The sequence below is a fragment of the Pseudomonas sp. 1L-C-7-B-C1 genome (assembly GCF_057291635.1).
Genome location: NZ_JBXAWH010000007.1, coordinates 37,489 through 50,812, shown reverse-complemented (window position 1 = coordinate 50,812; position 13,324 = coordinate 37,489). Strand labels below are relative to the sequence as shown.

Sequence of the window (13,324 nt, the reverse complement as noted above, 5' to 3'; positions counted from 1 at the left end):
CGGCACGGCCCCTCACAGGGTCGCGCCGTTTTTTCGTTGGTCTGACGCATCGGATCTGATGAACAATACCTGACGAATCAGGCCCCTTCATCAGGCGATGACGTCAGTGCTCCACTCGCCGTTCACCAGGCGCTTGAGGCCCAGCGGGTTGGCGTTTTGCAGAGCGGCCGGCAGCAGGCTGTCCGGGTAGTTCTGGTAGCAGACCGGGCGCAGGAAACGATCGATCGCCAGGGTGCCTACCGAAGTACCGCGGGCATCGGACGTTGCCGGATAAGGACCGCCGTGCACCATCGCGTCAGAGACTTCGACGCCGGTCGGGTAGCCATTGACCAGAATGCGGCCGACTTTCTCTTCCAGCACCGGTACCAGCCACTGGTACTTCTGCAGGTCGGCGGTTTCGCCGATCAGCGTCGCGGTCAGTTGGCCGCGCAGCGCCAGCAGTGCGGCTTTCAGTTCAGCGTCGTCAGCCACTTCGATGAGCAGCGTGGTTGGGCCGAAGACTTCTTCCTGAAGCAACTCGTCGCCGTTGAGCAACATGCTGACGTCCGCCTTGAACAGCTGAGCCTGGGCCTGCTTGCCTTCCTGCGGCTTGCCGGCCAGGTGCGTGACGCTTGGGTGTGCCAGCAGCTTCTCGACGCCTTTGCTGTAGCTGCGCAGGCCGCCTTCGTTGAGCATGGTCTGTGGTGCCTGACCGCCCATGTGCTCGGTCAGTTGCTCGGTGAACGCCGTCAGGGCGGGGGAGCGAATGCCGATCACAACGCCCGGGTTGGTGCAGAACTGGCCTGCGCCCATGACCACGGAGGCCGCGAGTTCGCCCGCGATGGCAGTGCCGCGCGCTGTCAGTGCGCCGGGCAGGAGGACCACCGGGTTAATGCTCGACATCTCGGCGAACACCGGGATTGGCTGCGGACGCTCGGACGCCAGTTTGCACAGGGCGTTACCGCCATGCAGCGAACCGGTGAAGCCGACGGCCTGAATGGCCGGGTGCTTGACCAGACCTTCGCCAACGCCGCTGCCGAAGATCATGTTGAACACACCTTTTGGCATGCCGGTCTTCTCGGCGGCGCGGACGATGGCGTTACCGACCAGATCAGCCGTTGCCATGTGGCCGCTGTGGGCTTTCACCACAACCGGGCAACCGGCAGCCAGTGCCGAGGCGGTGTCGCCGCCGGCAGTGGAGAAGGCCAGCGGGAAATTGCTGGCGCCGAACACGGCCACCGGGCCAACGCCGATGCGCTGCTGGCGCAGTTCGACACGTGGCAGTGGCTTGCGGTCAGGGAGGGCTTGATCGATACGCGCACCGAGGAAGTCACCGCGACGCAGGACTTTGGCGAACAGGCGCATCTGGCCGGAAGTACGGCCACGCTCACCCTGGATTCGACCGGCCGGGAGCGCGGTTTCCTGGCAAACGAGGGCAACGAAGTCATCGCCCAGGGCGTCGAGTTCGTCAGCGATGGCATCGAGAAATTCAGCGCGACGGGCCGGGCTCAACTGGCGGAATTCGAGGAAGGCGTCTTTGGCAGCCGAGGCGGCGGCATCGATTTCCGCGTCGGTAGCCTGATGAAAGGTGTAAGGCAGTGCTTCGCCAGTAGTGGCGTCGAGGCTTTTATGGCGTGCTTCGCCGAGGCCACTGCGGGCGCCGCCGATGAAGTTCTGACCGAGAACGGTAGGCATCTGCTTCTCCTGTTATTTTTGGGGCGAATCGATCAGGCGTGGAGCCTGATGGAGGAATTCGTAATCGTATGAAGCGTAGCGGTGACGAGCGTAAGGGCTCATCGGAAAGTCGACAGTCATCATACAACTGCATTTTTTCAGCCGCAAGGCGCGCCTCGCAGAGGCAATGTCCAAAGCCCGGCGAACAAAATAGCCGGGCTCTGGATTGCGATCAACGTGTGTACGCCGTCATACCTGATCAACCAGACGCTCAGGCATTCGGCTCATCGGTATTGATGTACTCCGGCACCTTGGCCAGCGGCAGGCGACGGGCCTGCTCGATGCTGATGCCCGGGCGCTCCGGCAATGGCTCAAGCTCCTGCGGCTGGCCGGTGGTCAGCGCACGTTCAATGGCCTCGACCACACGCACGTCGCGCCAGCCTTCGTCGCCGTCCGGCTCGGGTTCGCGGTCCTGCAGGATGCAGTCGGAGAAGTACTGGGTCTCGCCGCCAAACTGATCGACCACCGGATGGGTGTGTTCGGTGGTCTGGCCGTCGATGATCGCCCGGTAGCCGATTGCCACGCCTTCGCCGAAACCGAAGCACGGCGAGGCTTCGAACTCACCCTTGGTGCCGATCAGCTGGAAACGCTCGGTGGACGGCAGGCTGTAACTCACGGTGAAGGTCGCCAAACGTTCTTCGGCAAAGCGCAATGTCACGTTGACCGTGTCGAAGGTGTTGATTTCGCGCCCTGGCGTTTTGATGCCGACGGCGTGGACTTCGATCGGTTCGGCGGCGAACAGGTTGCGCACGGCGTTGATGGGGTAGGGGCCCATGTCGGCCACGGGACCTGCATCGAAGCCGCTCTGCATGCGGTGGTTGGCCGGGTCGGTGGTCTGGGCGAAGGTCGCGGTGAACAGGCGCAGGTCGCCGAGGTCGCCGGCACGCACGCGGTGGACCATTTCGACGGTGCCGGGCTCGAAGTGCAGGCGGTAGGCGACCATCAGTTTGGCGCCCGAGCGTTTGGCGGCTTCGGCAATGGCCAGGCAGTCTTGTTCATTGGCAGCCATGGGTTTTTCGAGCAGCACGTGGATGCCGGCTTCGAGTGCCGGCACGGCGAATTCGCGGTGGCGGAAGTTGGGGGTTGCCAGGTAAATGGCGTCGATTTCGCCAGATTTCAGCAGGGTGTCGAATTCGTCGTAGTGGTAGCTTTTGAGGTCGTAAAGTGCGGCCAGTTGGTCGGCTTTGACGGGGTCGCCGGTGACCAGGGCGGTCATGACGGAGTTGTCGGTCTGTTCAAGTCCCGGCATGAAAGCGCCTTGGGAGATCCAGCCTCCAGCGACCACTGCGTAGCGGATTTTGCCGTTTGCGTCTGGCATGTATAAGCCTCCATTTCTCAGCGGACGGTGTGTCCGGCAGCTCTGTAGTCGGCAGGTTCCGGGGTTAGAAGTTCAATCCAATCGTGGGTCGCTTTTCAAGATCAAGATCAAGATCAAGAGCGTCTGCCTGGGGGCAGACTGTTTCGCCTTCGGCGAGTTACTTGGAAAAGCACCCCAAGTAACCAAGGGTGCTTGCTCCTGGTTTGGCCCTTCCTTCGTCAGGGTTCCTTCACTTCGGTCTCGCTCCGTGGGCCCGCGCCGAACGGGCATCCATGCCCTGACGGCGCTCTCGCCGCATCCATGCGGCTCGGCCCACTCCGCGAGACCTGCGTTCAGCCTGCACCAAAGTCGCGATTGGCGTTGTCTGGGCTTTTTGTGTACGAAGATCAAGATCAAAAGCAGATCAAAAGCTTCCCGGCTAAAGCCGGTCCCACGGGGGGTACGCGGTCTGCTTTTAGTGGGACCGGCTTTAGCCGGGAAGAGGCCGGTGCAGTCGCCATCAATTTTCTGATCGTGCCCGCGCTCCGCGTGGGAATGCATCCCATGACGCTCCGCGTCAGCGGTCTCACTGATGCAACGCGCGCTGTTAGTGGGACCGGCTTCAGCCGGGAAGGGGCCGGTGTGTGCGCCCTCAATTTTCCCTGTTAATCAAACACCATCAACAAATCCCGCAACCTATCCAGTGCCGGGTCGATGTCGAGCAGGTCGATGGCGCCGAATCCCAGCATCAACCCGTCACGCGGTGGCGCGTCGCTGTAGAAGCCGTGGAGGGGATAAAGGCCTAAGGCCTTGTCCCGCGCGCGGTCGACCAGCAGGTGCAGGTCGATCGCCGGCTGGAGCGAGGGCTTGAGCATCACCGCCATGTGAAAGCCCGCCGTGCACGGGATGGTTTCCAGCCAGGGCGACAGGTCGCCGGCGATGCGGGACAGGATTCGTTCGCGGCGTCCGGCGTAGGTGCTGTGGCACCGGCGGATGTGTTTGTTGAGCAGGCCTTCGCTGATGAATTTGCTCAGGGCCCATTGCGGCAGCGTCGAGGTGTGCCAGTCGGTCAGCTGCTTGGCTTTGATCACCGCTTCGAGGATCGCCGCCGGCAGCACGACGTAGCCCAGGCGCAGTTCCGGCAGCAGGGTCTTTGAAAAGGTGCCGACGTAGGCCACGACGCCGTGCTCGTCCATGCTCTGCAACGAGTCAGTCGGGCGGCCTTCGTAGCGGAATTCGCTGTCGTAGTCGTCTTCGATGATGATCGCGCCGATTCGCCGCGCCTTCTCCAGCAGGGCGTGGCGGCGCGCCAGGCTCATGGGCATGCCCAGCGGCATCTGGTGGGAGGGGGTCACATAAATGGCGCAGGCGTCGTCGGGAATCTGTTCGACGATGATGCCCTCGCGGTCGACCGGCACACTGGCGACCTCAGCGCCCTGGGCGGCAAACAGCAGGCGTGCCGGCGTGTAGCCCGGGTCTTCCATGGCCACGCGGCTGCCCGGTTCGACCAGCACGCGGGCGATCAGGTCCAGGGCCTGTTGCGCGCCATTGCACACCACCACGTCATCGGCCCCGCAGCGGACGCCGCGCGCGAAGGCGATGTGCCCGGCAATCGCGGCCCGCAGGGCGGGCAGGCCCTCGGGCTGGCTATAGAAACCGCGTTCGGTGGACATCTGTCGCACTGCGTGGTGCACACAGCGCCGCCATTCGTCGTGGGGAAACTGGGTTTTCGCGGTCGCGCCGCCGAGAAAATCGTAGCGCAGGGTGCCCGCGCGGGTCGGATGGCGCAGGGGCAGGGAGATCCGCTCCCATTTCGCCACGATGTGGGCGCTGGCCAGTTTCGATGGCGCAGGCCGAGACGGGCTGTGGGCGTTCAGGGCGTTGACGAACGTGCCGCTGCCCACCTTGCCTACCAGGTAGTTTTCATAGGTCAGTCGGCTGTAGGTGTCGGAGATGGTTTTGCGCGACAGCCCCAACTGCGCGGCCAGCAGCCGACTGGGCGGCAATTGCACGCCTGCCGCCAAGCGGCCGCACACGATACTGTCGCGCAGCTGTTCATAGACCTGACGGGCAAGGTCCTTGCGGCCCTCGATAACGATGTGTAATTCCACGCAAACCCCTGAACAGCGCCGACGGTGCCCATGCACCCCGGGGATTTTAGCCAGTGCATGGCGCGCGTCACAGCAACGGATGCAACGTTTACGCGCCAAGGTGCTCTTAGAGTTAGGCATAAACCTGACACGCCCAGGCAGGACGGTCCGGACAGCGCTCGCAGAGCCGTTGGACCGCCGCTCCCATCCACTTGAAGATGGAACCCCGAATACATGACCACCCCGGACAAGCAGTACGTCGAATGGCTGGTTGAGCAATCGATGCTCAACGCCGCGAAGCAACGCGCAAAACTGTATGGCGGCCAGGGCCGTCTCTGGCAGCGGCCTTACGCCCAGGCCCGTCCGAGGGATGCCTCGGCCATCGGCTCGGTCTGGTTCACCGCGTATCCGGCGTCGATCATCACCCGCGAAGGTGGTTCGGTGCTCGAAGCGCTGGCCGATGAAACCCTCTGGCACGCGCTGTCCGAAGTCGGCATCCAGGGCATTCACAACGGCCCGTTGAAAGCCTCCGGCGGTTTGAAAGGCCGTGAGCGCACGCCGAGCATCGACGGCAACTTCGACCGCATCAGCTTTGAGGTGGATTCGTCACTGGGCACCGACGCGCAGTTTCTCAACCTCAGCCGCATCGCCGCCGCGCACAACGCGATCGTCGTCGATGACGTGATCCCTTCCCACACCGGCAAAGGCGCGGATTTCCGCCTGGCCGAAATGGCCTACGAAGAGTACCCGGGCCTCTACCACATGGTGGAGATCAAGGAAGAAGACTGGTCGCTGCTCCCGGAAGTCCCGGTCGGCCGCGACGCCGTCAACCTTCAGCCTGCCATCGTTGATGCGCTGCGCGACAAGCATTACATCGTCGGTCAGTTGCAGCGGGTGATTTTCTTCGAACCCGGCGTCAAGGAAACCGACTGGAGCGCCACGCCCATCGTCACCGGCGTCGACGGCAAGGACCGCCGCTGGGTCTATCTGCACTACTTCAAGGAAGGCCAGCCGTCGCTGAACTGGCTGGACCCAAGTTTCGCCGCGCAGCAGATGATCATCGGCGATGCCTTGCACGCCATCGACGTCATGGGCGCGCGGGTGTTGCGTCTGGACGCCAACGGCTTCCTCGGCGTGGAACGCAAGGCCGACGGCACGGCGTGGTCGGAGAGCCACCCGCTGTCGATCACCGGCAACCAGTTGCTGGCCGGGGCAATTCGCAAGGCCGGCGGCTTCAGCTTCCAGGAGCTGAACCTGACCATCGATGACATCGCGGCGATGTCCCACGGCGGCGCTGACCTGTCCTATGACTTCATCACCCGCCCGGCGTATCAGCACGCGCTGCTGACCGGCCGCACGGAGTTCCTGCGCCTGATGTTGCGTCAGGTCCATGAGTTCGGCATCGACCCTGCGTCGCTGATTCACGCCCTGCAGAACCACGATGAACTGACCCTGGAGCTGGTGCATTTCTGGACGCTGCATGCCCACGATCAATACCTGTATCAGGGTCAGACCTTCCCGGGGAATATCCTGCGCGAGCACATTCGCGAGGAGATGTACGAGCGTCTGGCGGGCGAGCATGCGCCCTACAACCTGAAGTTCGTCACCAACGGCGTGTCGTGCACGACGGCGAGCATCATCACCGCGGCCCTGGGCATTCGTGAACTGGACAGCATGACCGCCGCCGACATCGACAAGATCCAGCACATCCATTTGCTGCTGGTGATGTTCAACGCCATGCAACCGGGCGTGTTCGCACTGTCGGGCTGGGACCTGGTGGGCGCCTTGCCGCTGCCGGTCGAGCAGGTTGAGCACCTGATGGGGGACGGCGACACACGCTGGATCCATCGCGGTGGCTATGATCTGGTCGACATGGACCCGGACTGCGAGATCTCGGAGGGCGGCATGCCACGGGCTCGCGCGCTGTATGGCAGCCTGGTCGAGCAATTGAAGCGGCCGGACTCGTTCGCCTCGCAGCTGAAGAAACTGCTGGCCGTGCGCCGCGCCTATGACATCGCCGCCAGCCGGCAGATTCTGATTCCCGACGTCGAACACCCGGGTCTGCTGATCATGGTGCACGAACTGCCGGCCGGGAAGGGCACCCAGATCACTGCGCTGAACTTCAGCGCAGAAGCCATCGTCGAGACCCTGCACCTGCCGGGCATCGCCCCGGGGCCGGTGGTGGACATCATCAACGAACGGGTCGAAGGCGACCTGACCGAAGAGGGTGAATTCACCATCACGCTGGACGCCTACGAAGGCCTCGCGCTGCGCGTGGTCAGCATGGCAGCACCGATGATGTGATTGGTTGCGGAGCTGGCTTCTTCTCTAGGTAGGACCGGCTTTAGCCGGGAAGGCGTCAGTCGCCACATCGCTGCACTGAGGGTGTACGCACAGGCCTCTTCCCGGCTGAAGCCGGTCCTACGGGAGATAGTGCACATCTGCAGGGCTGGGCCGGTCCCACTGAATGCACGTGCTGCTGTTAGTGGGACCGGCTTTAGCCGGGAAGGCGCCAGGTGTCACGCTGCAGAAATCAGGGTCTTGATACTGGCCTCTCTCCGGCCGAAGCCGGTCCTGCGAGGGAGTGCGTTCAGCGAAGGATCGCTTTTTTTATTCACCGTCTGCCGCTCGCGCAGACCTGTTCAGGTCGTTTTCTGTGTCAGTTGCCCAATCCGTTCGTGCCCCCGTCTTCGTTCACCTCTGGAGTTATCGCCTGACGTTTCTGCTGTCCGGGATGTCCTTGGGCGCGTGGGCGCCACTGGTGCCATTCGCCCGCGACCGGGCCGGACTTGAAGAAGCCCAGCTTGGCCTGCTGCTGTTGTGCTTCGGCCTCGGTTCGATGTTGGCGATGCCGCTGGCGGGGATGCTGACCACGCGCAAGGGCTGCCGTTTTGTCTCGTTAATCGGCGGCGCGTTAATCTGCTGCATGCTGCCGTTGCTTGCCACGCTGTCTTCCCTGCCGGCGCTCGCAGTAGCGCTGGCCGTGTTCGGCGCGGGGTTGGGCAGCATCGACGTGGCGATGAACGTGCAAGGCTTGATGGTCGAGCGCGATCACGGGCGTCCGATGATGTCGGGGTTTCACGGGCTGTTCAGCCTGGGCGGCATCAGCAGTGCGCTGCTGATGACATGGCTTCTGTGGCTGGGGGCGTCGCCGTTACTGGCGGTGGCCGTGGTGGTGGCGCTGATTGCCGGAATGCTGCTCTGGCACGCGCGCTACCTCGTGCCCCATGGCGCAGACGATCCGTCCGCACCCTTCGCCCGGCCGACCAGCAAAGTGGTGATCATCGGGATTCTCTGCTTCATCGCGCTGCTGGTGGAGGGCGCGATGCTCGACTGGAGCGCGGTGTTCTTGAACCGCATGCACCAGATTGATGTGTCGGTGGCCGGCGGTGCCTATGCGGTGTTTTCGCTGACCATGGCAGCGGGACGGTTTTCCGGTGATTGGTTGAGGGATCGCCTGGGCGCTGTAAACCTGCTGATTGGCGGCGGGCTGCTGGTGATGGTCGGGTTTGCCATGGCGATCCTGCTGGAACCGTGGCCGCTATTCCTGCTGGGCTTCGCGCTGATCGGTCTGGGGCTGTCCAACACCTTTCCGGTGTATTGCTCGGTCGTTGGCGCACAGACCAAAATGCCGGCGGGGCTGGCGATTGCGGTGATTACCGGCATTGGCTATTGCGGGATTTTGCTGGGGCCGGCGTTGATTGGTTTCGCGGCCCATGTCATCGGTTTGCGGGAGGCGCTGTTGTGTGTCGGCACCCTGATGCTCGCGCAGGTGCTGACGGCACGGCGCATGGCGAAGGGCTGAAAAGGGCCACGCCGAGCTCATTCTATGAACTCGATTCTCTTAGTGGGACCGGCTTCAGCGGGGAAGAGGCAGGTGCGCACACCATCAATTCTGCGGTGTGGCATCTGGCGCCTTCCGGCTAAAGCCGGTCCCACCGACAGCACGCGGTGTTGACTGTAGGACTGGCTTTAGCCGGGAAGAGGCCGGGGTGAACACCCTCAGTTTTGCGGTGTGGCATCTGACGCTTTCCTGGCTAAAGCCGATCCCACTAAGTGCGCGTTAGCCTGATGGTGAAGTGTCTGTCCCGACATCCAGCCATCCAGCAACCCTTCAACCCACCGGCGCCTCTGTTAGACTTCGGCGCCTTGAAACTCAGGGGCTCCCCATGACCGACCCGATTCGTCTTACCCAATACAGTCACGGCGCCGGCTGCGGCTGCAAGATCTCGCCCAAGGTGCTGGAAACCATTCTCGCCGGCAGCGGCGCGCAGAACCTCGACCCGCGCCTGTGGGTCGGCAACGCCTCCCGCGATGACGCGGCGGTTTATGCCATCGACGACGAAAAGGGCGTGGTGTCCACCACCGATTTCTTCATGCCCATCGTCGACGACCCGTTCGACTTCGGCCGCATTGCCGCGACCAACGCCATCAGCGACATCTACGCCATGGGCGGCGATCCGTTGATGGCCATCGCCATTCTCGGCTGGCCGGTCAACGTGCTGGCCCCGGAAGTCGCCCGCGAAGTCATCCGCGGCGGGCGTGCCGTATGCGATGCAGCGGGCATCCCGTTGGCGGGCGGTCACTCCATCGATGCGCCCGAGCCGATTTTCGGTCTGGCCGTCACGGGCCTCGTTGAAAAGCGCTTCATGAAGCGCAACGACACCGCCACCGTGGGCTGCAAGCTCTTCCTGACCAAGCCCCTGGGCATCGGCATCCTCACCACGGCCGAGAAGAAAGGCCTGCTGCGCGAAGAAGACATTGGCCTGGCCTGTGACGTGATGTGTACGCTGAACAAGCCCGGCAGCCGGTTTTCCCGACTGGCCGGCGTGACAGCCATGACCGACGTCACCGGCTTCGGCTTGCTCGGGCATCTGGTTGAGATGGCCGACGGCAGTCAGGTCACTGCACGACTGAACGCTGCCGCCGTGCCGCGTCTTGGCAGCGTCGATTTCTACATCGAACAGGACTGCATCCCCGGCGGCACCCACCGCAATTACGACAGTTATGGCGAGCGCATCGGCCCGTTGACCGAGGCACAAAAACTGCTGCTCTGCGATCCGCAAACAAGCGGCGGCCTGCTGATTGCCGTCGAGCCTGCCGAAGAAGCGGCGTTCCTCGCCATGGCAGAAGAACTGGGCCTGAGCCTTGCGCCGATCGGCGAACTGATCGAGCGACAGCCACTCGCGGTCGAGGTGTTCTGATGCGCGACAACAGCGCCGACCTGCGCGAGATTTTCCTCCGCGACGTGCCGATGATGGACGTCCGCGCACCCGTGGAATTCACCAAGGGCGCGTTCCCTGGCGTGGTTAATCTGCCGCTGATGAATGACGTCGAGCGGCAGAAGGTCGGCACCAGCTACAAGCAGGACGGTCAGCAGGCGGCGATCGAATTGGGCCACAAGCTGGTGGCTGGCGAGCTGAAACAGGCGCGAATCGACGCGTGGGCGAGTTTTGCCCGCAACCACCCGGAGGGGTTTCTCTATTGCTTTCGCGGCGGCCTGCGTTCGCAGATCACTCAGCAGTGGCTCAAGAGCGAAGCGGGCATCGAGTACCCCCGGGTCATCGGTGGTTACAAGGCAATGCGCAGCTTTTTGATCGAAGTGACCGAACAGGCGGTGGCCGAGTGCGATTTCGTGCTGATCGGCGGCTTGACCGGCAGCGGCAAGACCGAGGTGCTGCAGCAACTCGACAACGGCCTGGATCTGGAAGGGCATGCGAATCATCGTGGTTCGAGCTTCGGCAAGCACGCGACGCCGCAACCGGGACAGATCGATTTCGAGAACCTGCTGGCGGTCGACATTCTCAAGAAGCGCGCCCGGCAGCTCGACCAGTTTGTGGTCGAGGATGAGGGGCGCATCGTGGGCAGTCGCGCTGTGCCCCTTGAGTTGTACCGGACGATGCAGGACGCGCCGCTGGTGTGGCTGGAGGACAGTTTTGACAGCCGCGTCGAGCGGATTCTGAAGGATTATGTGACGGATCTGTGTGCGGAGTTCATCGCCGTGCAGGGCGTTGAAACGGGTTTTGCGGCGTACGCCGAGCGGCTGAAACAGAGTCTGTCGAGCATTGTTCGGCGGCTGGGCGGGGAGCGTTATCAGCGGCTGGCGGCGATTATGGACAGCGCGCTGGCTGAGCAGGCACGCACGGGGGCGGTTGATTCGCACCGTGGCTGGATCAGCGGGATGTTGAGTGAGTATTACGATCCGATGTATGCGTTTCAGCGGGACAGCAAGGACGCGCGGGTTGAGTTTTCCGGGGATCAGGGGGCGGTTGTGGAGTATTTAAAACAGCGGAAAGTTAACTCCTGCGATTGAGGGGCAAGGTCAAGAGCGTCTGCCTAAGGGCAGACTGTTTCGCCTTCGGCGACTTACTTTTGAGAAGCACCAAAAGTAAGCAAAAGTGCCTGCTCCTGGTTGGGCTCCTCCTGCGTCGGAGTACCCTCACTCCGGTCTCGCTCCGTGGGCCCGCGCCGAACGGACATCCATGTCCGCAACGGCGCTCTCGCCGCATCCCTGCGGCTCGGCCCACTGCGCGAGACCTGCGTTCAGCCTGCACCCAAGTCGCGTTCTGCGGTGTCTGGGCCTCTTGTGTTTGAAGATCAAAAGCGCGTTTAGAGCAGATCACAAGCAGATCAAAAGCTTCCCGGCTGAAGCCGGTCCCACTAACAGCATCGCGTTCCGTCAGTGGGACCGGCTTTAGCCGGGAAGAGGCCGGTAGAACACTGCTATTTATGATCGTGCCCACGCTCTGCGTGGGAATGCATCCGAGGACGCCCTGCGTCCACTCCCGGCCTAAGCTAGTCCCTCTGGCTGAGCGCTGTGCGGTTAGTGGGACCGGCTTCAGCCGGGAAGAGGCCGGTGTAAACGCCGCTATTTTTTGGTCATTCCCACGCTCTGCAGGGCAATGCCGCCTCTGACGGTGCGCTTTATTTCACGGACAATTCCATGATCATCGCCGCGGTCAGGTAGAGCCTGGGGGCAATGCTGCTGAGGTCCATGTATTCGTCGTCGGCGTGGAGGCCGGCGCCGACGACGCCCATGGTTTCGAGGACGGCAGGTTTCTGGCTGTCGGGTACGTAGGCATAACCGGCGTCGGTGCCGAAGCGCATGGCGATGGGTTCGAGGGTGCGGCCGGTTTTGGCGTAGATCGCTTGCGCGGTTTTGGCGAGGTCGTCGGTGGCGGGGTTTTTCGCCAGCGGCGGGCGGCCTTTATCGAGGCGGAAGGTGACGTCGGTGCCGTCGATCATTTTGCCTTGCACGATGCGTTGTCCGTCAGCCAGCACGCGGTCGGATTCGCTCAGGTCGGAGTAGCGCATATCGCCTTCGGCCGCAGCGCTGGAGGGGATGATGTTGCGCTTCTCGCCGCCTTTGATCAGCGTCCAGTTGACCGTGGTGCCCTTGGCCGGGTCGCCCAGGTCCTGGAGCTGCACCAGTTGGTGGGCCAGTTCCATGGCGGCGTTGCGGCCGGCTTCCGGGGCGGAGCCGGCGTGGGAGGACTTGCCTTTGACGTCGACGAACACGCCGTTGATGCCATTGGTCGCCACCGTCACCGCGTCCTTGTCCGGTGGCTCGAACGAGAACACGTAGTCGTGCTTGCGCGCCAGTTCGGCGATGAGGGCTTTCGAGCCGGCGGAGCCCGTTTCTTCGTCAGGGTTGAACAGCACGGTGATCGTGCCGAAGTCCTTGAATTTCTCGTCCTCGAGCAGCTTCAAGGTATGCAGCACCATGGCCACGCCACCTTTGGCGTCGGCGACGCCGGGGCCATACGCATGCTCCCCGTCGACGCGGAAAGGTCGCTTGGCCGCAGTGCCCGGGCCGAACACGGTGTCGTAATGGATCATCAGCAGAAAGGATTTGCTGCCCGTGCCCTTGAGGGTGCCGACGATGTTATCGCCCGCCGAAGGCGTCGCCGGTGTGGTCTCGACTGATGCACCCAAGGCCTTAAGCCTTTCGACCAGCACCGCGCTGACCATTTTCAGGCCCGCCGCCTGACCCGTCCCGGTGTCGATGTTGACCAGTTGCTTGACCGTGGCCAGATAGGGTTTTTGCTCGGCTTCGGCCTTCTTTAACAATGGCTCGGGGGTGACGTCGGCGGCATAGGCGCCGCAGGCAAACAGGGCGGCGAGGATGGAAAGGCTCAGGGCGGTACGTCGAACGTGCATGCTGGATCCCTCAGAGGATGGTTGAGTTGTTGTGATGTCCATGGGGGCCACATCGTTCCCGCAG

Annotated in this window: 8 protein-coding genes; 4 read left to right on the top strand and 4 right to left on the bottom strand. The window is 63.0% G+C overall.

Translation table 11 applies throughout. From position 1 onward, the window contains the following. Positions 1-90: 90 nt before the first annotated feature. The 3 genes from AC0Z8Z_RS12525 to pdxR form a co-directional block, all read right to left on the bottom strand. Positions 91-1,674, bottom strand: coding sequence for an aldehyde dehydrogenase (NADP(+)) (locus AC0Z8Z_RS12525; RefSeq protein ID WP_485619319.1), 1,584 nt, complete (start codon positions 1,672-1,674; stop codon positions 91-93). Positions 1,675-1,924: 250 nt separating this feature from the next. Further along, positions 1,925-3,031 (bottom strand): Gfo/Idh/MocA family protein, encoded by a 1,107-nt coding sequence (locus tag AC0Z8Z_RS12520; protein WP_485619318.1) that lies wholly within the window; start codon positions 3,029-3,031, stop codon positions 1,925-1,927. A 644-nt stretch (positions 3,032-3,675) separates the two neighbouring features. Further along, on the bottom strand, positions 3,676-5,121 hold the full coding sequence (pdxR, locus tag AC0Z8Z_RS12515) for a MocR-like pyridoxine biosynthesis transcription factor PdxR (protein ID WP_485619317.1): 1,446 nt from the start codon (positions 5,119-5,121) through the stop codon (positions 3,676-3,678). A gap of 213 nt (positions 5,122-5,334) precedes the next feature. Between pdxR and treS the strand changes: the two genes are divergently transcribed. The 4 genes from treS to mnmH all read left to right on the top strand — a co-directional run bounded on the left by treS (position 5,335) and on the right by mnmH (position 11,413). After that, on the top strand, positions 5,335-7,404 hold the full coding sequence (gene treS / locus AC0Z8Z_RS12510) for a maltose alpha-D-glucosyltransferase (RefSeq protein ID WP_485619316.1): 2,070 nt from the start codon (positions 5,335-5,337) through the stop codon (positions 7,402-7,404). 352 nt (positions 7,405-7,756) lie between these two features. Further along, positions 7,757-8,905, top strand: a complete 1,149-nt coding sequence (locus AC0Z8Z_RS12505; protein WP_485619315.1) for an MFS transporter — start codon at positions 7,757-7,759, stop codon at positions 8,903-8,905. Positions 8,906-9,269: 364 nt separating this feature from the next. Further along, positions 9,270-10,304 carry a selenide, water dikinase SelD gene (gene selD / locus AC0Z8Z_RS12500; RefSeq protein WP_485619314.1) on the top strand — a complete coding sequence of 345 codons (1,035 nt, stop codon included), beginning with the start codon at positions 9,270-9,272 and terminating at the stop codon, positions 10,302-10,304. After that, entirely contained in the window at positions 10,304-11,413 is a 1,110-nt protein-coding gene (gene mnmH, locus AC0Z8Z_RS12495) for a tRNA 2-selenouridine(34) synthase MnmH (RefSeq protein ID WP_485619313.1), read from the top strand. The genes selD and mnmH overlap by 1 nt, the downstream gene beginning before the upstream one ends. A gap of 611 nt (positions 11,414-12,024) precedes the next feature. On the opposite strand, the gene AC0Z8Z_RS12490 is transcribed toward mnmH, so the two are convergent. Then, positions 12,025-13,260, bottom strand: a complete 1,236-nt coding sequence (locus AC0Z8Z_RS12490) for a M20/M25/M40 family metallo-hydrolase (RefSeq protein WP_485619312.1) — start codon at positions 13,258-13,260, stop codon at positions 12,025-12,027. Positions 13,261-13,324: the final 64 nt, after the last annotated feature.

Excerpts from the sequence above, each read along its gene's own strand:
- AC0Z8Z_RS12490 (WP_485619312.1), bottom strand. The coding sequence starts at position 13,260 with ATGCACGTTCGACGTACCGCCCTGAGCCTTTCCATCCTCGCCGCCCTG.
- selD (WP_485619314.1), top strand. The coding sequence starts at position 9,270 with ATGACCGACCCGATTCGTCTTACCCAATACAGTCACGGCGCCGGCTGC.
- AC0Z8Z_RS12520 (WP_485619318.1), bottom strand. The coding sequence starts at position 3,031 with ATGCCAGACGCAAACGGCAAAATCCGCTACGCAGTGGTCGCTGGAGGC.
- mnmH (WP_485619313.1), top strand. The coding sequence starts at position 10,304 with ATGCGCGACAACAGCGCCGACCTGCGCGAGATTTTCCTCCGCGACGTG.
- treS (WP_485619316.1), top strand. The coding sequence starts at position 5,335 with ATGACCACCCCGGACAAGCAGTACGTCGAATGGCTGGTTGAGCAATCG.
- AC0Z8Z_RS12525 (WP_485619319.1), bottom strand. The coding sequence starts at position 1,674 with ATGCCTACCGTTCTCGGTCAGAACTTCATCGGCGGCGCCCGCAGTGGC.